The sequence below is a fragment of the Tsukamurella conjunctivitidis genome, assembly GCF_007858475.1.
GTDB classification, from domain to species: Bacteria; Actinomycetota; Actinomycetes; order Mycobacteriales; family Mycobacteriaceae; genus Tsukamurella; species Tsukamurella conjunctivitidis.
Genome location: NZ_VIGX01000001.1, coordinates 519966 through 540526 on the forward strand (window position 1 = coordinate 519966; position 20561 = coordinate 540526).

22 protein-coding genes and 4 tRNA genes are annotated in these 20561 nt (G+C 70.2%); 18 read left to right on the forward strand and 8 right to left on the reverse strand.

Annotation, left to right across the window (positions count from 1 at the left end; translation table 11 throughout):
- Positions 1-14: 14 nt before the first annotated feature.
- Together FK530_RS02470 and FK530_RS02475 are read left to right on the forward strand one after the other, a co-directional pair.
- Complete coding sequence (locus tag FK530_RS02470; protein ID WP_146485382.1) at positions 15-1331, forward strand: ABC transporter substrate-binding protein; 1317 nt, start codon at positions 15-17, stop codon at positions 1329-1331.
- Positions 1332-1377: 46 nt separating this feature from the next.
- Positions 1378-2448 (forward strand): ABC transporter ATP-binding protein, encoded by a 1071-nt coding sequence (locus FK530_RS02475; RefSeq protein WP_146485383.1) that lies wholly within the window; start codon positions 1378-1380, stop codon positions 2446-2448.
- Here FK530_RS02475 and FK530_RS02480 read toward each other — a convergent pair.
- Complete coding sequence (locus FK530_RS02480; RefSeq protein WP_146485634.1) at positions 2362-3576, reverse strand: glycosyltransferase; 1215 nt, start codon at positions 3574-3576, stop codon at positions 2362-2364. The two genes, FK530_RS02475 and FK530_RS02480, sit on opposite strands and share 87 nt — an antisense overlap.
- A 109-nt stretch (positions 3577-3685) precedes the next feature.
- Here FK530_RS02480 and FK530_RS02485 point away from each other — a divergent pair, with 109 nt between their 5' ends.
- A complete protein-coding gene (locus FK530_RS02485) occupies positions 3686-4102 on the forward strand; it encodes a VOC family protein (protein WP_146485384.1) in 417 nt (138 codons plus the stop codon).
- Between the two features lie 30 nt (positions 4103-4132).
- Positions 4133-4206 (forward strand) — tRNA-Lys (locus tag FK530_RS02490).
- Between the two features lie 253 nt (positions 4207-4459).
- Here the strand turns inward: FK530_RS02490 and FK530_RS02495 are convergent.
- The 3 genes from FK530_RS02495 to FK530_RS02505 are packed head-to-tail and all read right to left on the reverse strand — an operon-like array spanning position 4460 to position 5694.
- On the reverse strand, positions 4460-4942 hold the full coding sequence (locus FK530_RS02495) for an SRPBCC family protein (protein WP_146485385.1): 483 nt from the start codon (positions 4940-4942) through the stop codon (positions 4460-4462).
- The gene (locus tag FK530_RS02500) at positions 4939-5268 is read right to left on the reverse strand and encodes an ArsR/SmtB family transcription factor (protein WP_146485386.1); all 330 of its coding nucleotides are present in this window, start codon (positions 5266-5268) and stop codon (positions 4939-4941) included. Before FK530_RS02500 ends, FK530_RS02495 begins: the two co-directional genes overlap by 4 nt.
- A 39-nt stretch (positions 5269-5307) precedes the next feature.
- On the reverse strand, positions 5308-5694 hold the full coding sequence (locus FK530_RS02505) for a DoxX family protein (RefSeq protein WP_146485387.1): 387 nt from the start codon (positions 5692-5694) through the stop codon (positions 5308-5310).
- Between the two features lie 77 nt (positions 5695-5771).
- On the opposite strand from FK530_RS02505, the gene FK530_RS02510 reads away from it, so the two are divergent.
- The 6 genes from FK530_RS02510 to FK530_RS02535 all read left to right on the forward strand — a co-directional run bounded on the left by FK530_RS02510 (position 5772) and on the right by FK530_RS02535 (position 8112).
- Positions 5772-6623 (forward strand): sigma-70 family RNA polymerase sigma factor, encoded by an 852-nt coding sequence (locus FK530_RS02510; protein WP_146485388.1) that lies wholly within the window; start codon positions 5772-5774, stop codon positions 6621-6623.
- Positions 6624-6790: 167 nt separating this feature from the next.
- Positions 6791-6863 (forward strand) — tRNA-Glu (locus tag FK530_RS02515).
- Between the two features lie 25 nt (positions 6864-6888).
- A tRNA-Asp gene (locus tag FK530_RS02520) sits at positions 6889-6965 on the forward strand.
- Positions 6966-7006: 41 nt separating this feature from the next.
- Positions 7007-7080 (forward strand) — tRNA-Phe (locus tag FK530_RS02525).
- A 151-nt stretch (positions 7081-7231) separates the two neighbouring features.
- Complete coding sequence (locus FK530_RS02530) at positions 7232-7654, forward strand: hypothetical protein (protein WP_146485389.1); 423 nt, start codon at positions 7232-7234, stop codon at positions 7652-7654.
- A 269-nt stretch (positions 7655-7923) separates the two neighbouring features.
- Positions 7924-8112 (forward strand): hypothetical protein, encoded by a 189-nt coding sequence (locus FK530_RS02535; protein WP_146485390.1) that lies wholly within the window; start codon positions 7924-7926, stop codon positions 8110-8112.
- 34 nt (positions 8113-8146) lie between these two features.
- Here FK530_RS02535 and FK530_RS02540 read toward each other — a convergent pair whose 3' ends face one another.
- Positions 8147-9238, reverse strand: a complete 1092-nt coding sequence (locus FK530_RS02540) for a ferredoxin--NADP reductase (protein ID WP_146485391.1) — start codon at positions 9236-9238, stop codon at positions 8147-8149.
- Positions 9239-9282: 44 nt separating this feature from the next.
- On the opposite strand from FK530_RS02540, the gene FK530_RS02545 reads away from it, so the two are divergent.
- The 6 genes from FK530_RS02545 to fdhD all read left to right on the forward strand — a co-directional run bounded on the left by FK530_RS02545 (position 9283) and on the right by fdhD (position 15303).
- A complete protein-coding gene (locus FK530_RS02545; protein WP_158645009.1) occupies positions 9283-10272 on the forward strand; it encodes an alpha/beta hydrolase in 990 nt (329 codons plus the stop codon).
- A complete protein-coding gene (locus tag FK530_RS02550) occupies positions 10272-11123 on the forward strand; it encodes an SDR family NAD(P)-dependent oxidoreductase (RefSeq protein ID WP_191834076.1) in 852 nt (283 codons plus the stop codon). Before FK530_RS02545 ends, FK530_RS02550 begins: the two co-directional genes overlap by 1 nt.
- Before the next feature lie 43 nt (positions 11124-11166).
- On the forward strand, positions 11167-12090 hold the full coding sequence (locus tag FK530_RS02555; protein WP_146485393.1) for a ferritin family protein: 924 nt from the start codon (positions 11167-11169) through the stop codon (positions 12088-12090).
- 16 nt (positions 12091-12106) lie between these two features.
- Positions 12107-13591, forward strand: a complete 1485-nt coding sequence (locus FK530_RS02560; RefSeq protein ID WP_146485394.1) for a flavin-containing monooxygenase — start codon at positions 12107-12109, stop codon at positions 13589-13591.
- Positions 13592-13600: 9 nt separating this feature from the next.
- The gene (locus FK530_RS02565) at positions 13601-14356 is read left to right on the forward strand and encodes a MerR family transcriptional regulator (protein WP_146485395.1); all 756 of its coding nucleotides are present in this window, start codon (positions 13601-13603) and stop codon (positions 14354-14356) included.
- Between the two features lie 65 nt (positions 14357-14421).
- Complete coding sequence (gene fdhD, locus FK530_RS02570) at positions 14422-15303, forward strand: formate dehydrogenase accessory sulfurtransferase FdhD (RefSeq protein WP_146485396.1); 882 nt, start codon at positions 14422-14424, stop codon at positions 15301-15303.
- Positions 15304-15320: 17 nt separating this feature from the next.
- Here the strand turns inward: fdhD and FK530_RS02575 are convergent, their stop codons facing one another.
- The 3 genes from FK530_RS02575 to FK530_RS02585 all read right to left on the reverse strand — a co-directional run bounded on the left by FK530_RS02575 (position 15321) and on the right by FK530_RS02585 (position 18655).
- Positions 15321-17081 (reverse strand): MFS transporter, encoded by a 1761-nt coding sequence (locus tag FK530_RS02575; RefSeq protein WP_231706468.1) that lies wholly within the window; start codon positions 17079-17081, stop codon positions 15321-15323.
- A 118-nt stretch (positions 17082-17199) separates the two neighbouring features.
- Complete coding sequence (locus tag FK530_RS02580; RefSeq protein WP_146485397.1) at positions 17200-18033, reverse strand: acyl-[acyl-carrier-protein] thioesterase; 834 nt, start codon at positions 18031-18033, stop codon at positions 17200-17202.
- 25 nt (positions 18034-18058) lie between these two features.
- Entirely contained in the window at positions 18059-18655 is a 597-nt protein-coding gene (locus tag FK530_RS02585) for a DUF1269 domain-containing protein (RefSeq protein ID WP_146485398.1), read from the reverse strand.
- A 131-nt stretch (positions 18656-18786) separates the two neighbouring features.
- On the opposite strand from FK530_RS02585, the gene FK530_RS02590 reads away from it, so the two are divergent.
- Entirely contained in the window at positions 18787-19695 is a 909-nt protein-coding gene (locus tag FK530_RS02590; protein ID WP_146485399.1) for an FAD-dependent oxidoreductase, read from the forward strand.
- Between the two features lie 63 nt (positions 19696-19758).
- Positions 19759-20478 carry a thioesterase II family protein gene (locus tag FK530_RS02595; RefSeq protein WP_146485400.1) on the forward strand — a complete coding sequence of 240 codons (720 nt, stop codon included), beginning with the start codon at positions 19759-19761 and terminating at the stop codon, positions 20476-20478.
- Positions 20479-20561: the final 83 nt, after the last annotated feature.

The following is a 20561-nucleotide window of genomic DNA, read 5'->3' on the forward strand; positions in this document are numbered from 1 at the left end:
CAAGGGAGAAACTCATGGGCGACTTCACACGGCGCGGATTCCTCGTCACCGGCCTCGCGGCGACCGCGGCGGTGGCGGCGGCGTGCGCGGGCTCGGGTTCGGGCGGCGGCGCGTCGAACTCGGGGAGCGGCGGGGGCGGCGGCGACATCACGCTGCGCTTCCTCACCAACCACCCGGGCAGCTCGAAGGCCACGGAGCAGGAACTGATCTCCGCCTTCGAGAAGGCCAACCCCGGCATCAAGGTGGAGCTGCTCGACGGTGGCAAGGATTACGAGGAGGTCGCCCAGAAGTTCCAGACCTCGCTCTCGGGCGGCGACAAGGCCGACGTCATCGTCGTCTCCGACGTCACGTGGTTCAACTTCGCTCTGAACAAGCAGATCGCCCCGCTCGACGACCTGTTCGCCGGCGCCGGCCTCAAGCCCGAGGAGTACGTCGACTCGCTGCTCGCCGACACGAAGTTCGACGGCAAGCACTACGCCGTGCCCTACGCCCGCTCGACGCCGCTGTTCTACTACAACAAGGACGTGTGGAAGAAGGCCGGTCTCGAGGACCGCGGCCCGAAGGACTGGGACGAGTTCGCGCAGTGGGCGCCCCGTATCCAGGAGGCCATCGGCGGCGATAAGAAGGCGATCGTGCTCGCGGATTCGGCGAACTACATCGACTGGGTCTTCGAGGGCTGGAACTGGTCCAAGGGCGGCGCCTACTCCGACGGCTGGGACCTGAAGTTCACCACCCCGGAGTCGATCGCGGCGGCGAACCAGCTCAAGGACGTGATCGGCAAGTGGGGCCGCCTGACCAGCAAGCCGGAGAACGACTTCGGCGCGGGCCTGGCCGCCGTCACCCTGCAGTCCACGGGCTCGCTCAAGACGATCAGCACCACGGCCAAGTTCGAGCTCGGCACGGCCTTCCTGCCCGGCCCGGCCGGCAAGTCCTGCCCGACCGGCGGCGCGGGCGTCGCGGTGGCCGAGGGCATCTCGGCCGAGCGCAAGGCCGCCGCGGTCAAGTTCGTCGAGTTCCTCACCAACACGGCGAACACCGCGAAGTTCTCGCAGGCCACGGGCTACATGCCGGTTCGCAAGGCGGCCGTCGACGATCCGTCGATGAAGGCCTTCATTGAGAAGAACCCGAACTTCGGCACCGCCGTCAAGCAGCTGCCGCTCACCCGCGTGCAGGACAACGCCCGCGTCTTCGTGCCGGGCGGCGGCCGCGACATCGGCCAGGCCCTGCAGCAGATCGCGACCGGTGGTGACGCCGCGGCCGTGCTCGGCGCGCTGCAGAAGACCATCCAGGGCAAGATCGACTCGCAGATCACGCCCAAGCTGCCGAAGTAGGCCCGGGCCGTATCGGTTCCGTAAGAACGAGGAGTCAAGGAAGACCATGGCAACGGTGCGTTTCGACGGTGCGTCCGTCCAGTACCCGGGCGCCGAGCGGCCCTCGGTCAGCTCGCTCGACCTGGACATCGCCGACGGCGAGTTCGTGGTGCTGGTCGGCCCGTCGGGCTGCGGCAAGTCCACCAGCCTGCGGGCGCTGGCGGGGCTCGAGGCGGTGACGGACGGCCGGATCCTCATCGACGACGTGGACGTCACGGCGGTCTCGCCGAAGAAGCGCGACGTGGCCATGGTCTTCCAGAACTACGCGCTCTACCCGAACATGACGGTGGCGCAGAACATGGGCTTCGCGCTGCGCAACGCCGGTGTCTCCAAGGAGGACACGGCGAAGCAGGTGGCGGAGGCCGCCGCCATGCTCGAGCTGGAGCCGCTGCTCGACCGCAAGCCCGCGCGGCTGTCCGGCGGGCAGCGGCAGCGCGTCGCCATGGGGCGGGCCATCGTGCGCCACCCCAAGGTCTTCGCCATGGACGAGCCGCTGTCGAACCTCGATGCGCGCCTGCGCGTCTCGACCCGTTCGCAGATCTCGGCACTGCAGCGCCGGCTCGGTGTCACCACGTTGTACGTGACCCACGACCAGGTCGAGGCGATGACCATGGGCGACCGGGTCGCGGTCCTCAAAGACGGCCTGTTGCAGCAGGTCGCGCCGCCGCGCGAGTTGTACGACGACCCGGTCAACACGTTCGTCGCGGGCTTCCTCGGCTCGCCCGGGATGAACCTCCTGACCGTGCCCCGCTCCGACGCGGGAGCGGATCTCGGCGGCGCCGTGGTCCCGGTGCCGCGCACCGTCGAATCCGGTGCGACGGTGACCGTCGGCCTGCGTCCCGAGGGGCTCGACGTCGTCCCGGCCGGCACGCCGGGGGCGGCGAAGGGCACCGTCGCTCTGGTGGAGGAGTTGGGCGCCGAGGCGCTCGTCTACGTCAACATCGACGGTCAGGACAAGCCGGTCGTGGCTCGCGCCGACCGCGCGTCGACGCTACGAGCCGGCGAGGAGACCGGCCTGGTCCCGGCGGCGGAGCAGGCGCTGTTCTTCCACGCGGAGTCGGGCGACCGGCTGCGCTGATCGCCTGGCGCGCAGGAACACCCGACGCTGCGCCGTCGCGCGGTGCAGCTCCAGCATCGCGTCCACGGCGCGGTCCCAGGTGTACTGCTCGGCGCACGTGCGCGCGGATCGGCGGTGGTCGCCGTCCAGCACCGCCCGCACCGCTGCGGTGAAGGCGGCGCCGGTGTCCGCGGCCGGCAGTCCACATCCGTCGCGGGTCACGTCCGCGAGGGCGCTGTTGCGGGACACCACGATCGGGGTGCCCGATGCGAGGGCCTCCATCGCGCTGAGGCCGAAGGTCTCGTGCGGCCCGGGGCAGATCGCGACGTCGGCGGACGCCAGGAGGCCGGCGAGTGCATCGCGGTCCGTGAGGTGCCCGGTGAAGGTGACCGGCAGGCCGCGGGCCTGCCGGCGGAGCTCGTCGGCCATCGCGCCGTCGCCCGCGATCACGAGGCGGGCACGGACCCCGTCGGCCACGAGGGCCCGGACGATCTCGATGCCGCGCGCCGGGTGCTTCTCCATCGACAGCCGGCAGGACTGCACGAGGAGGACGTCGGCGCCGGTGGCCCAGCGGTCCCGAATCTGCGGCGTGGCTCGATCCGGGCGGAAGGTCGCGAGGTCGACGCCGAGCGGGACCGTCTCGACGTTGGGCGCCTGCACTCGCGCGAACTCCTCGCCGGCGAAGGCGGTGGTGCAGACCACCGTGTCGTAGCTGCGGGCGGTGCCCAGGTTCGCGACGTCCGCCGCCCAGGTCGCCACGCGGGGCGGCGCGCCCAGCTCGATCATCCGGTCGAGGCGCTCGTGACTGATCATGATCGAGCCGATGCCGTGCGCCTTCGCCCACGGGCCCATGCCGCGCAGGGTGAGCCGGTCGGAGACCTCGAGGCTGTCGGCGCCGAGGCGGGGGAGCAGCCGCCGGATGAGGACGGGGCTCGCGGCGCGGTAGCCCTCCACTTTGAAGAATTTGCGGCCGGGGACGGTGATCCGGCGGACGCCGGAGTCGAGCACCTCGTCGGCGTGCTCGCGGCCGGCCACGACGAGGGTGACGGCGTGCCCGTGGGCGACGTAGCCCGCGCCCAGCTGATCGACGGCGGTCCGCAGGCCGCCCGATCGTGGCCCGTAGAAGTTCGCCAGCTGGACGATGTGCATCGGCTGCATCCCGCCAGGCTGCCCGCGGGGGCGGTCGCGGGGGTGAACGGGCGGAATCCGCTGGACGAACTGTATGAACTTGTCGGTCCGCGGGAGCAGAATCAGGGGCATGACCGTACGCCTGAACCCCTACATCAGCTTCTCCGACAACGCCCGCGCGGCGCTCGAGTTCTACCGGGACGTCTTCGGTGGCGAGCTCGAGATCTCCACCTTCGAGGGCATGCCGCCCGAGATGCTCACCGACCCGAACGACGCCACCAAGGTGATGCACGGACAGCTCACCACGCCGGACGGCTTCACCCTCATGTGCGCCGATACGCCGACGGGGATGCCGCGGAACGTCGGTGACGACGTCTCCGTCTCCCTGTCCGGCGACGACCTCGCCACGCTCACCGGGTGGTGGGAGAAGCTCTCCGCCAGCGGCTCCGTCACCGTCCCGTTCGTGCAGGCCCCGTGGGGCGACACCTTCGGCATGTGCGTCGACGGCTTCGGCGTGCACTGGATGGTCAACGCCGCGGGCGCGTAGCCGTGGGCCGCTGATATTCTCCTCTGCGGCGCCCCTCTAGCTCAATTGGTCAGAGCAGTGGACTTTTAATCCATTGGTTGTGGGTTCGAGTCCCACGGGGGGTACAACTCTTCCGCTGCGCCCGTGATCGCTGCGGCACATGCGCGGACGTGCGGGAGCGAGACGATCCGCAACGTGCCGGCCGGGCGTCCCCGCTGTGGTAACGATGGTCGTATGCAGCCCACGGTCCGTCCTCCCGCCCTGCCTCGCTGCGAGCTGTGCGGCGGCGGGGCCTCAGGATTTCGGTCTCACGACACGGAGACGTGCACAGGGGCACGTGCATGGCCGGAGGAGTCGACATCCTGAGGCGCCCCGCCGCTACCGGGCGGCGGCCGCGCGGAAGCGGTCCAGGTAGAGCGGCCAGCCGTTCGTGCCCCCGATCCCGGCGGACGCCTGCTGCCAGCCCTCGCCGTGCCGGTCGAGGTGCCGGTGTTCGATCTCGACCCGGGTGCGCGACGGCGTTTCCTCGATGAACCGGATCTCCACCTCACTCGTCCGGGCGGGATCGGTCTCGATCTGCCACCGCGGGTCGATGTCCCAGCTGATCGTCAGCGAGTTCGGCGGATCGCAGGCGAGCACGCGTGCCCAGGTGCAGACGGTGCCGTCGATTCCCACGTCGTAGACGGTGCCGCCAACGCGCGGTTCGAGCACGGTCCTCTCGATCGGCACGGTGAGCAAGTTGTGCTCGCGCGGCTTGATCTCGTCGAAGCGCTCGGTGAAGACGCGATAGGCGAAGTCGACGGGCACGTCGACGGTGGTGGAGACCTCCAGTGCGGTGCCGTCGGGCGATGCGGTGCTCATGACGGTGGGTTCCCTTCTTCGGCGTAGGCCTGCTCGGCCAGGTGTTTGAACGTGGTCAGCGTCTGCGTCCAGTAGCCCTCGAGCTCGCGGCGCATCGCCGCGAGCCCGTCGGGCCGGGGCCGGTAGAGGCGTTCGCGGCCCTGCTTGCGCACGTCGACCAGGCGCGCGTCGAGGAGCACGCGAAGGTGTTGCGACACCGCCGGCCTGCTGACCGGCAGGTCCCGCGCGATCTCGGTGACGGAGCAGGGCCCGGCGGCCACGCGCGCGAAGACGGTTCGCCGGGTGGGATCGGCGAGGGCGGACCAGGGATCGGCGACGACGGACACAATGCGTAAGTTACTACTTACGCATTGTGTCGTCAATGGTCAGGCGCCGTACGGGGAGAGCGCGAACCGCCCCCACGCCACGAACGCGAACGCGGAGATGAAGACGACGTCGCCGGCCATGTACGCCCACTCGTCGCGCCGGAACCGGGTCGTCGCGGCGCCCGACATGAACAGCGCCAGGCCGCACGCGGCGAGCGGGGAGAGCACCGTCGCCACCCCCGTGACGGCGGGCAGGATCAGCCCGAGCGCGCCGGTCGCCTTGATCGCCCCGATGGCCGTGAGGTGACCGTCGCCGAAGTCGTCGACCCAGTGCTGATTCGCGCCGAGGGCCCGGTAGCGCGCCCGGGGGAGCAGGATCAGGCTGAGGCCTCCGGCGGCGAAGCCGAGGGCAAGGATCGCGGTGATGATCCACAGTGCGGTGTTCATGACGGTGTCCTCTCGTTACCTTCGCCCGTGCGGGCTCGTCATAGTGCTGACGGATCACCACGGGGAAAGGTAACGAGATGGATCGCACGACCCGGACCGAGCAGTTCGAGCAGCACAGGTCGCGGCTCATCGCGGTCGCGACGCGCGCCCTCGGGAGCCGTGCCGACGCGGAGGACGCCGTCCAGGAGGCCTGGCTCCGGCTGGATCGGTACGACGGTGCGCCGATCGAGAACCTCGGCGGCTGGCTCACGCGCGTCGTCGGGCGGATCTGCATCGACGTCCTGCGGTCCCGCGCCGTGCACCCCGTGGTCGACATCGACGACGCGGACCCGGTGGTCACCGACGACGACGGACCCGAGGACATCGCGATCGCCGCGGACGCCGTCGGGCTCGCGTTGATGATGGTGCTCGAATCCCTGGGCCCGGAGGAGCGACTCGCGTTCGTCCTGCACGACCTGTTCGCGGTGCCCTTCGCCGAGGTCGGTGCCATCGTGGGCAGGTCCTCCGACGCGGCGAAGATGGCGGCGAGCCGGGCCCGGCGCCGCGTGCAGGCCGGCGGCGGCCCCGTCGCCGAGCGTCGGGAACAGCGCGCGGTCGTCGACGCCTTCTTGGCCGCGGCGCGCGAGGGCGATTTCGAGGCTTTGCTGGCGGTGCTGGATCCGGACCTCACGTGGACCCGTCGCACATCCCGTGGTGAGACGGTCACGATCGGTGCTGACGCGGTGCTCGACGCGGTTCGACGGGGCGATCCGAGCCGGATCGAGGCGCGGCGCGTCAGCGTGAACGGCGCGGCCGGGATCCTGGTCTGGGGCCCGACGGGGAGGCCGGTCGCACTGATGGCGTGCACCGTCGTCGGTGCACGGATCGTGGATGTGGTCTCCATCCTGGACGCCGCGCGATTGGGGAGGATGGATCTGCCCGCGCGGTGACCGCTCCCGAGCTGTTCAGCGGTTGTTCGCCCGGCGGACCGGATCGGCCGGATTTCCAGCCCCTGACCTGGCGATTTGGGAACTGGGTGGAATGTGCCATAAGCTATCCCAGCTCCCAACGGAACACGGAAGCGGTGCGGAGAGCGGCTTCAGGTCGCCCGAAGCGAGCCCCCTTCGTTTAGTGGCCTAGGACGCCGCCCTTTCAAGGCGGTAGCGCGGGTTCGAATCCCGTAGGGGGTACGTCGCAAGACGAAAAATTGCATATGGCCCTGTGGCGCAGTTGGTTAGCGCGCCGCCCTGTCACGGCGGAGGTCGCGGGTTCGAGTCCCGTCAGGGTCGCCATCCGAGTTCTATGAACTCGGCGGTGACGGTTTTACCGGCACGGCCAGGTAGCTCAGTTGGTACGAGCGACCGCCTGAAAAGCGGTAGGTCGCCGGTTCGATCCCGGCTCTGGCCACAAGCAAGACCCCCTGTTCGCAGGGGGTCTTCTTGTCTCCAAGGCCGGGATGGCCGGGAGTGACCGACCCCCCGCCGGGTGAGTAGTTCCCCCTAGCGGGACGAGCACTGCTACCGATCCGCGGCGCGTCGTGAACGGCGAGGATCGACGTATGGACGCGACTTCGAACTGGTACGGCGCGGTGCAGGCCCACCCCGGATTCTCAGGCCCGCTCCCGACGCGGCCCTCCGCACCGACCCGCTGGCCCGTCTGGCGCATCATCGATCTGGTCGCGACGATCTCCCTGTTCATGGTCTACGCGGTCGAGATGCTGGCCGTGCTGTACTTCAGCGTCTTCTGGGTGATGGCGACGGACTCGTGCGGGGCCGGGGGCTGCGACTACGACAAACTCACGACCGCGTACGTCCTGAACGACGTCTGCGGCATCATCGTCTACCCGATCACCCTCGTCGTCGGCGTGGTGCTGCTGGTGCGGGGCAGGCCCGCGTTCTGGCTGCCGATCCTCGGCGGGGCGGTCCAGGTCGCCCTGCTCGCGGCGGCGCTCGGGCAGCTCGCCGGTGTGAGCCCGGCGTAGCGACGACGACAGACCGCACAGGCGCTCGGTGAGAACGGGGGTTGTCGCCGACGAATCCCGAGCGGTGCCGCGTCGTCCCAGGTCAACGGCCTGCTCGGTCGACCCGACACGATCCGTTGAAGTGAAACAGAGGTTCTGTTGCGTACACGTACGGTTGCAACCCATTCGTGCACGCTGCAATCATGTGGGTCCGACGCCGCCGGCCGACCGCCGGTGCTCGCGTCTCGGCGTGCGAATCGCGCACGCCGTACAGACAAGGAACACGCGTGGTGACTGTTCGACTGTACCCGGGCGACCGGGTTCGCTACCTCGATGAACTCGCAGCGTTCGGCACGCTGCTGTCCGTCCCCTACGACGGCGAGGCCTCGGTGCGGTTGGACGACGGCAGGGCGATCCGCGTTCCCCTTGCGCGGATCTCCCGGATCTCGGAGAACGTCACGTCGAACGCCGCCGACTAGGCGCGGTGCGCGCCCCGGGGACGCGGCGCCTGCGCTAGTCGAACTCGACGGCGAGGTCGTCGGCGCGGGGGAGCGACTGGCACGCGAGGCGCACGCCGGTGCCCAGCTCGTAGTCGTCGAGAGTGTCGTTGACCAGCATCTCGACCTCCCCGCGGCGCAGCCGGAAGGCGCAGCCGCCGCAATTGCCCTCGCGGCACACGTACGGGGCGTCCAGACCCGCGGCGAGGAGGGTGTCGAGGAGGACCTGCTCGCGCGGCCACGCCAGGGTCGTCGTGGCGCCGTTCAGGTCGACGGTGACCGTCGCGGCGCAGTCCGACGACGCCGGGGCGGCGGCGGGCACGGCGGCGAACGAATCGCCCGTGAGCGAGGAGAAGGCCTCCCGGTGGATGCGGGCACCGTCGACCCCCGCGGCCCCGGCGGCCTCGGTGGCGCAGTCCATGAAGGGGGCGGGGCCGCACAGGTATGCGGACGTCGCAGCCGTCGGCGGTGGCAGCAGGGACGCAAGGGCGGCCGCGGCGGGGAGTCCTCGTTCCGATTCCAGCCAATGGATCACCGTCAACCGATCACCTTGCGCCTCCTGTAGTTCCGTGAGCGCGGCGTCGAAGATGACCGACTCGCGATCGCGGTTGGCGTAGATGAGAGTCACGGGTGCCGTGCCGCCGCTCAGGGCGGCCCGGAGGATCGAGAGCACCGGCGTGATGCCGCTGCCGGCGGCGAACAGCAGGAGCCCGTCGGGCTCGTCCCGTACGGTGAAGCGCCCGCCGGGCGGGAGGGATTCGAGTGTCATGCCCGGCTTAGCGTTGTCGCACAGCCAGTTCGAGGCGTAGCCCCCGGCGGTCCGCTTGACGGTGACCTGCAGGTGGTCGTCGAGACCGGGGGTGCTCGAGAGGGAGTAGCAGCGGGGTGCCCAGGTGGTGCCGTCCTCGGGCGTGCCCGGCACCCGCAGTGTGAGGAACTGCCCGGGGCGGTAGTCGAAGTGCTCCCCGGCGGGGCGCGCGAACACCAGCGAGACCGCGTCGGCGGTCTCCTCGATGACGTCGATGATCTCGAGCGGATGCGACTGCGCGGGCGTCGGTGAATCCACGTGTTCTGCTCCTTCGTCGGGGACCCGGACGCTACCGCGCATACTGTGCCATTGACAAATGGCACGATTGCTGATGGTGTGAAGGCATGCGATACCCGACACCGGCACCGCCGGTCCCGACGACGTCGACCACCCGGTCCGACGTCGCCGCCGCCCTGACGCGCTGCGGTTTGGGCGTGGCCAGCGGGATGATCCCGATGAACGCCCCCGGAGTCCGCGTCGCCCGCGGACTCGTCGCCACGATCATGGGCGCACTCGGCTCGACGCCGCGGGGCACCAGCGTCACGGCCGTGCGGGCCCCCGTCCGCGGCGAGTGGGTCCTCGGCCCCGGCGTCACGTACGGCCGAGGCGCGATCTACTACGTGCACGGCAGCGCGTACGTGATCTGCTCCGCGCGGACCCACCGCAGCCTCGCCGCGCGACTGTCCTCCGCCACCGGGCTGCCGGTGTTCGTCGTGGACTACCGGCTCGCCCCCGAGCACCCGTTCCCGACCGCCGCCGGCGACGTCGCGGCCGGGTGGGAGTGGCTCCTCACCCAGGGGTACGAGGCCCACGACCTGGTGATCGCCGGCGATTCCGCGGGCGGCCACCTCATCTGCGACCTTCTGCTGCACCGCGCGGCCGCCGATCGCCCGCAGCCCGCCGGGGCCGTGCTCTTCTCCCCGCTCATCGACCTCACGTTCGCGCTCGCCGCGCGGCAGGAACGCGTGCGGCGCGACCCGGCCATCTCCGCCGCGGCGGCGAAGCGCCTCGTCGACCTCTACACCGCGGGCGTGGACCCGGAGCACCCGCGACTGCGGCTCGACTTCTGGCGCTCGGACCGGCTGCCGCCCTTCCTCATCCAGGCCGGCGGAGCCGAGATGCTCTCGGCCGACGCGTGCCACCTCGACGAGGAGCTCCGCGCGCACGGCGGCGCGAGCACGCTCGAGATCTGGCCCGGTCTCATGCACGTCTTCCAGGCGCTGCCCCGGCTCGCGCCGGAGGCCGACGCCGCGCTCCTGCGGGTGCGTGACTTCCTCGCGGGGCTCGACAGCGCTCCTGCCGCCACCACCCGTACCGATTCGGAGGCCTCCTGATGTTCGGCATCGACCGCCTGCTGCACCACCTCGTCCGCGACCCGATCACTTCGGACGCCAAGGCCGTCGTCACCGGCGCCGGCAGCGGCATCGGCCGCGCCTTCGCGCTGGAACTCGCCCGCCGCGGCGGGGAGATCGTGTGCGCCGACATCGACGAGGGCCGCGCGAAGGAGACCGTCGCGCTCATCGAGGCCCGGGGCGGAACGGCGCACGCCGTCCCTGTCGACGTGGCCGACCGGGCCGCCGTCGAGACCCTGGCCGCCTTCGCGCGCACCGTCTTCGACGGCCCGCCCACCCTCGTGATCAACAACGCCGGCGTCGGCATCGGCGGCCGCGTCGTCGGCGACATCGGCCTCGACGACTGGAACTGGGCCCTCGGTATCAACCTGTGGGGCGTGGTGCACGGCTGCGAGCTGTTCGCGCCGATGCTCCGCGAGGCCGGCCGCGGCGGCATCATCAACGTCGCCTCCGCCGCGGGCTTCGCCGCCGCGCCCTCGATGGGGCCGTACAACGTCTCCAAGGCGGGCGTCATGTCGCTGTCCGAGACGCTCGCCGCCGAGCTCGCCGGATCCGGCGTGAACGTCACGGTGCTGTGCCCGACCTTCGTCAAGACCAACGTCGCGCGTGACGGCCGGATCACCCAGGGCAGCAAGAACCTCGCCGGAACCCTGATGAAGCTCACCGGAATCTCGCCCGACGGCGTCGCCGCCCAGACCCTCGACGCGCTCGACCTCGGGCGCCTCTACGTGGTGCCGCAGTTCGACGCGAACGTCATCTGGCACCTCAAGCGGCACTTCCCCACACCGTACGTCCGGGGGCTCGGGCTGCTCAGCCGCGTCCTGCCCTCCTGACGCCGACCGCCACAGCCACCGCCACCGAAAGGAAACAGCCGTCATGGCCATGGATCTGGACAACATGCTGCAGATGATCAAGGACCGCCAGTGGGCCCTCGCCGACATCGACTGGGATGCACCGGGCGCGGAGCTCATCGATCCGGAGCTGCACGCCAAGCTCAAGCCCTTCCTCTCCGATCTGATGTGGATCGAGAACGTCGGCGCCCGCGGCTTCGCCGCCATGGCGCGCAAGGCGCCCACGCCCACCCTCAAGAGCATCTACGAGCACTTCCATGCCGAGGAGCAGAAGCACGCCAACGCCGAGCTCGCGCTCATGCGGCGGTGGGGGATGCTCGAGGACGACGAGATCCCGTCGCCGAACGTCAACGTGCAGCTCGTGATCAACTGGCTCGACCAGTACTCCGACGGCATGTCGCTCTCCTTCCTCGGCACCGTCATCCCGATGCTCGAGGTCGCGCTCGACGGCGCCTTGATCAAGTTCATCACCGATGAGGTGAAGGATCCGATCGCGCAGGAGGTCTTCAAGCGGATCAACGCCGACGAGTCCCGGCATCTGGCCGTCGATTTCGAGGTCATGGACATGCTCGGCCACGCCGACCTGCGCAAGCGGACCATCGACTTCGTCGGCGGCTGGATCAAGCCCTCGCTGCTCATCGGCTTCCTGAGCTACGTCCCGCTGCTGAACAAGATGCGCGACAACATCGTCGACATGGGCGTCGACGAGGAGCGGCTCTACGGCGCGATGAAGCGCTACCGCGCCGCCGGCGAGCGCAGCGAGTACATCCAGCGGCTCCCCATGTTCCGCATGGTGGCCTGGCACGGCAGCCGCGTCATCGATCGCGGCAACAAGCTCTACCACGTCCCCGCGGACGCGCTGGTCAAGGCCACGTCGCTGATCCCCTTCCCCCTGGTGCACCGCACGCCCACGTGGTCGCAGGAACTGACCTACGAGCCCACCGCCTGACGAGGACGCCCCAGCCATGACTCATTCCGTAGCCATCATCGGCGCCGGCTTCGCCGGCATCGGCGCCGCCATCCGCCTCCAGGACAAGGGGATCGACGACTACGTCGTCTTCGAGCGGGATACCCGCGTGGGCGGCACCTGGCGCGACAACACCTATCCGGGCGCGGCGTGCGACATCCCGTCGCGCCTGTACTCCTACAGTTTCGCCCCGAACCCCGACTGGTCGCACACCTACTCGGGCAGTGCCGAGATCCTCGAGTACATCGACGGCATGGTCGAATCGTCCGGCGTCGCACCGCACATCCGGTTCGAGCACACCGTGACCGGCGTGGTCTACGACGCCGACGCGGGGGAGTGGACCATCTCCTTCGAAGGCCACGAGCCCGAGCGGGCGCGCGCCGTGATCATCGCCTCCGGACCTCTCGCGAACTGCTCCTTCCCCGCGATCCGCGGCATCGAGGACTACGAGGGGCACAAGATCCACAGCGCGCGCTGGGACCACGACTACGACTTCACCGGCAAGAAGGTGGCCGTCGTCGGCACCGGGGCCAGCGGCGTCCAGATCGTGCCAGAGCTGGTGCAGCGGGCCGCCTCCGTCAAGGTCTTCCAGCGCACCCCCGGCTGGGTGCTGCCCCGGATCAACACCGAGACCGGCGAATTCACCAAGTCGATCTACCGCAGGATTCCCGGCGCCCAGCAGCTGGCCCGCGCCCTGTGGTTCTGGGGCCACGAATCGGTGGCGCTCGGCGTCGTCTGGAACACCCCGCTCACGCGCGTGGTCGAGGCCGTCAGCAAGCTGCACCTGCGGCTGCAGGTGCGGGACCCGTGGCTGCGCCGCCAGCTCACCCCCGACTTCGCGGCCGGCTGCAAGCGGCTCCTGATGACCAGCGACTACTACCCGGCGCTGCAGCGCGAGAACTGCACGCTCGTGACCTGGCCGATCGCACGCATCGCACCGAAGGGGATCCGCACCGTCGAGGGCGTGGAGCACCAGTTCGACTGCATCGTCTTCGCCACCGGTTTCGACGTCTCCAAGACCGGCTCGCCGATCCCCGTCACCGGGCTCGACGGGCGCGTCCTCGCCGACGAGTGGAGCGGCGGCGCCTACGCCTACCGCAGCGTCGCGGTCTCGGGGTATCCGAACCTGTACGTCACCTTCGGCCCCAACTCGGGCCCCGGGCACAGCTCCGCGCTGGTGTACATGGAGGCGCAGATCGACTACATCACCGACGCGATCGGTCAGCTCCTGCGGAACGGGTGGAAGGCGCTCGACGTGCGCGCCGACGTCCAGGAGGAGTACAACCGCGACATCCAGCGGCGGCTCACCGCGACCACGTGGAACTCGGGCTGCAGCAGCTGGTACCTCACCGACGACGGCTTCAACGCCACCATGTACCCGGGCTTCGCCTCGCAGTACGTGGGCCAGCTGCGCACCGTCGACCTGCAGGACTACCGGATCCTGGTGCACGAGGACGCGAACGCCGCCGTCGCCGCCGGATAGCATGCGGGCATGACCGAGTACCGGATCGACGACCTGGCCCGGGTGTCCGGGACGACGACGCGCAACATCCGGGGCTACCAGGAGCGCGGCCTCCTCCCGCAGCCGCTGCGCCGGGGCCGGGTCGCGATCTACACCGAGAAGCACGTGCGGAACCTGCTGGCGATCAACAAACTGCTCAGCAAGGGCTTCACGCTGGGGCACATCGCGACCTTCCTCACCAACCCCGGCGCCCGGATCGGCGACGCGCTCGACCTGAACGACATCCTCGACGAGCCCTGGGCGTCCGCGAACCGCCCGGTGCTCGGGCGGGAGGAACTCGAGTCGAGGCTCGGACCGCTGGACGAGGACGCGCTCGCCTCGCTCATCGCCGCGGGCATCGTCACGGAGACCGCGGAACCGGGGCGGTACGAGGCGGCCGACCGGCACATCATCGGCAACCTCGCGCGCTTGGTGGCCAAGGGCATGGATCTCGCCGTCCTGGTCGACGTGCAGCAGCGCTTCGTCGCCAAGATGACCGAGGCGGCCGAGATCCTCATGACCGCCGCGCACGACGAGGTGGACCGCCGCCGCGGCCCCGGCTGGCTGCCGTCCTCCGACGAGGACGTCGCCTGGGCCGTCGGCCTGCTCGGGGCCATGCGCCGCGCGGGCACCGAGAACGCGCACGCCGCCCTGGACCGGGCCCTCGACGCCGCCCTCGACCAGGAGCTGCAGGCGCACAAGGTCGCCGTGGAGGGGCGCACGGGCCCCGACGGCGATCCCGCCTGACGGCCCGCGCCGGCTGCCCGACGATGCCGCGAACCCGCACGGGCCGCGGGTGTAGCGTCGGGGGCATGGGTCGGATCACGGTGCGTCGACCGGTCGTCAGGGTGACCGTCGACCGGGATCCGGTGCGCCGCATCGACACGCTCGCCGTCGAGGAGCCGCTCGAGATCCGTGTCGCGGGAACGCCGCTCGCCGTCACGATGCGCACCCCCGGGCACGACGTCGAACTCGCCGCGGGGTTCCTCGTCTCCGAGGGCGTGATCGCCGCGGCGGAGGAGTTCCGCTCCGCCATCCACTGCGGCGGGCCGGGCAGCGGCGGGGAGATCAACCAGTACAACGTGCTCGACGTCGCGCTCGCGCCCGGCGTCCGTCCGCCCGCACCCGACGTGACGCGCAACTTCTACACCACCAGCTCCTGCGGGATGTGCGGCAAGGCCAGCATCGACGCGGTCCGCACCGTCTCCCGGTTCGACGTCCGTGAGGATCCGGTCACCGTCGGACCGGAGGAGGTGGCGGCCCTGCCCGACCGGCTCCGCGCCGAACAGGCCGTCTTCGACAAGACCGGTGGCCTGCATGCCGCCGCCCTCTTCGACGTCGCCTCCGGTGAGCTGCTCGTGCTCCGCGAGGACGTCGGCCGGCACAACGCCGTCGACAAGGTGATCGGGTGGGCCCTGCTGCAGGACCGCCTCCCGCTGCGCGGCGCCGTCCTCCAGGTCTCGGGGCGCGCCAGCTTCGAACTGGTGCAGAAGGCCGTGATGGCGGGCCTACCCGTGCTCTCCGCGGTGTCGGCGCCCTCGTCGCTCGCGGCCGAGCTCGCCGACGAGGCCGGTCTCACGCTCATCGGCTTCGTCCGCGGCGACCACATGAACGTCTACACCCACGCCCACCGGGTCGCGGGTGCGGTGGGCGCGGCACGGTCGACTCCCGCGATCGGTTCGGCGTCGTCATAGCGTCGCCCCGGCGGGGATCAGTACCGGGCGATCGTCTCGACCTCGTCGGCCTCGGACTCGAGCGTCTCGGCGTCGGCGTCGGGCGTACCCTCGGACTTCGTCCCGCCGGTGAGCAGCGAGGCGACCGCGCCGAGGAGGCACACCAGCGCGGCGAAGGTGAACGCCAGCTCCAGGCCCGAGCGGAAGGGCTCGGAGATCAGGTGCGGGAAGAACTGCAGGCCCGTCAGGTGCTGCGACTGCTCCGCGGTGAGGTGCAGCTGCGCCAGGTGCGGCCCGAGCAGTTCCTGCACCGGGTTGTAACCGAGGAAGGCCGCGAACAGCACCGCCACCGGCGGGAGGGCCGCGATCTCCGACGCGTACTGCGCCGGCACCCCGCCCTCCTGCAGGCCCGTCGACATGGCGCCCGGCAGCGAGCTCGACAGCCCCGCGATCATCAGCGAGAAGAACAGGCCGATCGAGAGCACCATCGCGGAGTTCTGGAAGGTGGTCATCATGCCCGAGCCCGACCCGCGGGAGGTCGCGGGCAGCGAGTTCATCACCACTGCGCGGTTGGGCGAGCCGAACATGCCCATGCCGACGCCGTTGACGAACAGGATCACGGCGAAGGCCCAGTAGGCGAAGTCCACCGGCAGCGCGATGAGCGCGAGGAAGGTGAGGGCGGTGATGATCAGGCCGGCCGAGCTCAGCGCGCGGCCGCCGATCCGGTCCGAGAGGGCACCCGAGATCGGGGCGGAGAGCAGGAAACCGACGGTCATCGGCACCATGTAGATGCCCGCCCACAGGGGCGTCTGCGTGTAGTCGTAGCCGTGCTGCGGCAGCCAGATGCCCTGCAGCCAGATGATGAGCATGAACTGCAGGCCACCGCGGCCGAGCGAACCGCACAGGTTCGCGACATTGCCCCACAGGAACGCCCGGTTCCGGAACAGGTGCAGGTCGAACAACGGCGACTCGGCCTTGAGCTCGACGAGGCAGAAGACCGCGAGGACGGCGGCGCCGCCCAGGAGGCAGGCGAGGACGAACGGCGAGGTCCAGCCCATCGCGTGCCCGCCGTAGGGCTGGATGCCGTACGTGATGCCGACGAGGACCGCGATGAGGCCGACGGCGAAGGTCAGGTTGCCCCACCAGTCCATGCTCGCCGGGACGCGGGCGCCCCGGTCCTCCAGCTTGAGGTACGCCCAGACCGTGCCGGCCACGCCGAAGGGAACGGAGACCAGGAAGATCAGGTGCCAGTTGATCGGCGCGAGGACGCCGCCGATGATCAGGCCGAGGAAGGATCCGGCGATCGCCGCCACGCTGTTGATGCCGAGCGCGAGGCCGCGCTGATCGGCCGGGAACGCATCGGTGAGGATCGCCGAGCTGTTCGCCATGAGGAAGGCGCCTCCGATCCCCTGCACCACGCGCCAGCCGATCAGCCAGAGCGCGGCCGGGTGCCCGTCGAACCAGGTCGCCGCCAGGAAGACCGACGAGACCGAGAAGATGAAGAAGCCCATGTTGTACATGCGGGCGCGCCCGAACATGTCGCCGAGCCGGCCGAAGGCGACGACCAGCACGGCGGTCACCACGAGGAAGCCCATCATCATCCAGAGCAGGTAGCTGGTGTTGCCCGGCTCGAGGGGATTGAGGTGGATGCCCTTGAAGATGTCGGGCAGGGCGATCAACACGATCGAGCTGTTGATCGTCGCGATCAGCATCCCGAGCGTGGTGTTGGACAGGGCGATCCACTTGTACGAGTCGCTGTGCGGCCTCGATGCGGGCGTGTCGAGCAGGGCCGGCGCCAAAACGTTCCGTCCTTAAGGTTAGAAGATCGTAGCTATCTACCTCAAGGAGCTTAGGCCTGCGAACGGAATGGCGCTACGCCGCCCCGGGGCGATGCGCCGTTTCGACCGGTTCTCGCGGTCAGGCCCGCCACTCGATGCGGTCGACCTGCTCCGGCGGCCACGGCGCGGGCGGCGCGAAGGGCTCGCCGGGCAGCGGGACCACCGACACGGCGGAGGCCGGCTTCCGGGCGGGCGCGCCGTCGCCGTCCAGCAGGTAGAGCCACTGCCGGTAGCCGGCGTCGTCGCGCTCGAAGCGCACCTGCACGCTCGAGCCCAGGGGGATCGGCGCCAGGTACTCGATGACGGCGCGGTGCGGGGCCGCGAGCAGGGGATCGCCGTTCAGGTCGTCCTCGACCAGCTGCAGGTACGCCGCATTGTTGAGGTGCTGGTACGGATCGAAATCGGTGGCACGCAGCTTCACCGTGTAGTCGGCGGCGGACGGCTCCGGCGGCGTCGCGGTGTTGAGCGCCTTCCAGCGCAGCCGCGTCTCGGTCACGTACTGCTGCAGGTACTCCATGCCGCCGTCGCTGATGTGCGTGGGCATACCGGAGTCCGCGCTGAACCGGATCCAGAAGGCCTCGGTCTCCACGTGTCCGCCCGCGCTGCCGCGCAGCGTGATCCGCATGTTGCACCAGCGGGAGCTGGTGGACTCGCACCAGCGCAGCAGGGTGACGTCCGACGGCCAGTGCAGCGGCGCGTGCACGTCGATGATGCTCCGGCGCACCAGCCAGTACGGGTCGGTGGCGTCGAATCCACGGTGGAACATCTCGTCGTTCGCCATGTCCTGCAGGTAGCGCGCGATCCCGTCGAGCCGGACCCGCCGCGCCGGGTCGACGTCGCCGGTGCGGACGGGCCAGCTCCTCTCGAAGGAGGGACCGGGGGGCGCTGCCTGCAGGAACTGGTAATCACTCACATGGCGAGCCTAACGAGATGGGCGATCAGTCGCGCTGGAACTTCGCCTTGAGGGCGCTGATCCGCTCCTCGTTCTTCTCGTGGCGCTCCTGCTTCTTCTGCTCGTGCGCGGCCTTGCGGGCGGCCTTCGCGGCGGCGTCCGCGGCGTCCTGCTGCGCCTCGAGCTCGCTGATCACCTCGTCGAGCGGACGGCGCGCGATACGGCCGCCGGCCCGGGCCACCTGCGCGTCGAGCGCGTCGGTGGTGGGCTCCTCGGTCTGCACGATGATCGCGTTGTTGCCGGGCGGGAGCTGCTGCGCGAAGAGCGAGATCACGTCGTCGCTGTCGTCGAGGTTGCTCGCGTCCACCAGCGCGCCCGTCGCCGTACCCACCGACATGCCGAGCAGCATGCCCACCGGGCCGCCGAGAACGCCCACGAGCATGCCGATGAGCGAACCGCTGAGCGTGCCGGTGCCCGTCGTGCCGTCGGTGGTCTCCGGGATGTCGTAGGTGCCGTCGGCGTTGCGCTCGACGATCGCCGACGAGATGACGCCGTACGTGTCCGCGGTGTTCTTGAGCTCGGAGTACTCCTCGTACGTGGCGGCGCGGGTGGGCAGGGAGATGACGGCGACGTATTCGCTCATGGCAGGTCCTTGTCTCAGTGGGTGATTCGATCGGGTGATGCCACCGCAAAGCCTACGCTGCAATCGTGAAGAGGCGGCGGCATCACGGGAACCGCCGTCGCGCCCGGAGTTGCGCATGACAGGGTGGACGCATGGCTGAAGTGACGATCGTCGGTGCGGGCGTGATCGGGCTGTCGTGCGCGGTGCGTCTGTTGGAGGCCGGTCACCGCGTGCGCGTCGTCGGACGGAACCTCACCCCCGACCTGACCTCCGCGGTGGCCGCCGCCGTCTGGTACCCGTACCTGGCGGAGCCCCGCGACCGCGTGACCGGCTGGTCCGCCGCGACGCTCGCCGAGTTCACCGCCCTCGCCGCGCGCGGCGCCGACGGCGTCGTGATGACGCCCGGCACGGAGATCTTCCGCGAGCGCGTCGCCGAGCCGTGGTGGACCTCCGCCGTCCCCGCGGTGGACCGGATCGTCGAACCGCGCCCCGGTTACGCCGAGGGATGGAGCTTCGTCTCGCCGGTGATCGAGATGCCGGTCTACCTGCCGTGGCTCGTCGCGCGCGTGCGCGAGTTGGGCGGCACCATCGCGCAGCGGGACGTGGCCTCACTCGCGGAGCTGGACGGGATCGTCGTCAACGCGACCGGGCTCGGCGCCCGCGAGCTCGTCGGCGACACGACCATGAAGCCGGTGCGGGGTCAGGTCGTCTACCTCGAACAGGTGGGCGTCGACCGCTGGTGGATCGACGACAACGACCTCCGGAACCCGACGTACGTCGTCCCGCGATCGCGCGACATCGTGGTCGGCGGCACCGAGGATCACGCCGCCGAGGATCTCGTTGTCGACCCCGCCACCGAGGACGCGATCCTGGCGCGGGCGCGCGCACTCGTGCCCGAGCTCGCCGATGCGAAGGTGATCGGCCGGAACATCGGCCTGCGGCCCTCGCGCCCGACGGTGCGCCTCGAGCGCGAGGGCGATGTGGTCCATTGCTACGGCCACGGCGGCGCCGGCGTGACGCTGAGTTGGGGCTGCGCGGACGAGGTGGTGTCGCTGCTCTGACCGCATCTCCGCGCGCGCCCGTGGTCCGGGCGCGCGCGCACTCGTCGTGGTTAAGTTGCAGTGATGAGTGAAGCGACGTTGTTCATCTTCCCGCACGCGGGCGGCGCGCCCGCGTACTACGCGCCGTTCGCCCAGCGGTTCTCGCCGGCGGTCACGAGGGTCGCGGTGCCGTACCCCGGGCGGGGCGGGACGCACGACGTGGCGGGCCTGAGCAGCATCGAGGCGCTGGCCGACAGGCTGTGGCGCAAGCTCTCGCCGGAACGCGTCGGCGACGGTGCGGTGGCGTTCTTCGGGCACAGCATGGGTGGCCTCGTGGCGTTCGAGATGGCGCGCCGGTTCGCCGCCGCGGGCCGGCCGGTGGACGCTCTGTTCGTCTCGGCGTGCGCGGCACCCGGGCACAGTGGGTTCGGTGACCTCGCGGATTCGGACGATGCTCTGCTGGCGGCGGCCGCGGACATGACCGGGATCGACGCGAGAGCGCTCGCGAACGAGGAGTTCGCGGCGCGGATCCTGCCCACGCTGCGCGGCTTCCACGCCATCACCCGGTACCGGGTGCCGGAGGATGCGCTCCTGGCCTGTCCGATCCGTGCGTACGGCGGATCGGATGATCGCATTGCGAACGAGAACAATATTCAACCGTGGGCATCGCGCACCACGAACGATTTCCAGTTGAGAATCTTCGACGGGCACCACTTCTATCTCGAGGACCACGGCGCCGAGGTGGCCGCGGATGTTGAGCACTGTCTCGCCGTGTCGCGGCCGCCTGCGGCGGGGGCGATCTGACGACCGTTTCGACTTGATCTGGCAGCGAACATGATTCGCGTGCCGTGCAGGTCGGAAGCGATCCGCCGCCGAAAAAGATGAGG

Excerpts from the sequence above, each read along its gene's own strand:
- FK530_RS02470 (WP_146485382.1), top strand. The coding sequence starts at position 15 with ATGGGCGACTTCACACGGCGCGGATTCCTCGTCACCGGCCTCGCGGCG.
- FK530_RS02475 (WP_146485383.1), top strand. The coding sequence starts at position 1,378 with ATGGCAACGGTGCGTTTCGACGGTGCGTCCGTCCAGTACCCGGGCGCC.
- FK530_RS02480 (WP_146485634.1), bottom strand. The coding sequence starts at position 3,576 with ATGCACATCGTCCAGCTGGCGAACTTCTACGGGCCACGATCGGGCGGC.
- FK530_RS02485 (WP_146485384.1), top strand. The coding sequence starts at position 3,686 with ATGACCGTACGCCTGAACCCCTACATCAGCTTCTCCGACAACGCCCGC.
- FK530_RS02495 (WP_146485385.1), bottom strand. The coding sequence starts at position 4,942 with ATGAGCACCGCATCGCCCGACGGCACCGCACTGGAGGTCTCCACCACC.
- FK530_RS02505 (WP_146485387.1), bottom strand. The coding sequence starts at position 5,694 with ATGAACACCGCACTGTGGATCATCACCGCGATCCTTGCCCTCGGCTTC.
- FK530_RS02510 (WP_146485388.1), top strand. The coding sequence starts at position 5,772 with ATGGATCGCACGACCCGGACCGAGCAGTTCGAGCAGCACAGGTCGCGG.
- FK530_RS02530 (WP_146485389.1), top strand. The coding sequence starts at position 7,232 with ATGGACGCGACTTCGAACTGGTACGGCGCGGTGCAGGCCCACCCCGGA.
- FK530_RS02540 (WP_146485391.1), bottom strand. The coding sequence starts at position 9,238 with ATGCGCGGTAGCGTCCGGGTCCCCGACGAAGGAGCAGAACACGTGGAT.
- FK530_RS02545 (WP_158645009.1), top strand. The coding sequence starts at position 9,283 with ATGCGATACCCGACACCGGCACCGCCGGTCCCGACGACGTCGACCACC.
- FK530_RS02550 (WP_191834076.1), top strand. The coding sequence starts at position 10,272 with ATGTTCGGCATCGACCGCCTGCTGCACCACCTCGTCCGCGACCCGATC.
- FK530_RS02555 (WP_146485393.1), top strand. The coding sequence starts at position 11,167 with ATGGCCATGGATCTGGACAACATGCTGCAGATGATCAAGGACCGCCAG.
- FK530_RS02560 (WP_146485394.1), top strand. The coding sequence starts at position 12,107 with ATGACTCATTCCGTAGCCATCATCGGCGCCGGCTTCGCCGGCATCGGC.
- FK530_RS02565 (WP_146485395.1), top strand. The coding sequence starts at position 13,601 with ATGACCGAGTACCGGATCGACGACCTGGCCCGGGTGTCCGGGACGACG.
- fdhD (WP_146485396.1), top strand. The coding sequence starts at position 14,422 with ATGGGTCGGATCACGGTGCGTCGACCGGTCGTCAGGGTGACCGTCGAC.
- FK530_RS02585 (WP_146485398.1), bottom strand. The coding sequence starts at position 18,655 with ATGAGCGAATACGTCGCCGTCATCTCCCTGCCCACCCGCGCCGCCACG.
- FK530_RS02590 (WP_146485399.1), top strand. The coding sequence starts at position 18,787 with ATGGCTGAAGTGACGATCGTCGGTGCGGGCGTGATCGGGCTGTCGTGC.
- FK530_RS02595 (WP_146485400.1), top strand. The coding sequence starts at position 19,759 with ATGAGTGAAGCGACGTTGTTCATCTTCCCGCACGCGGGCGGCGCGCCC.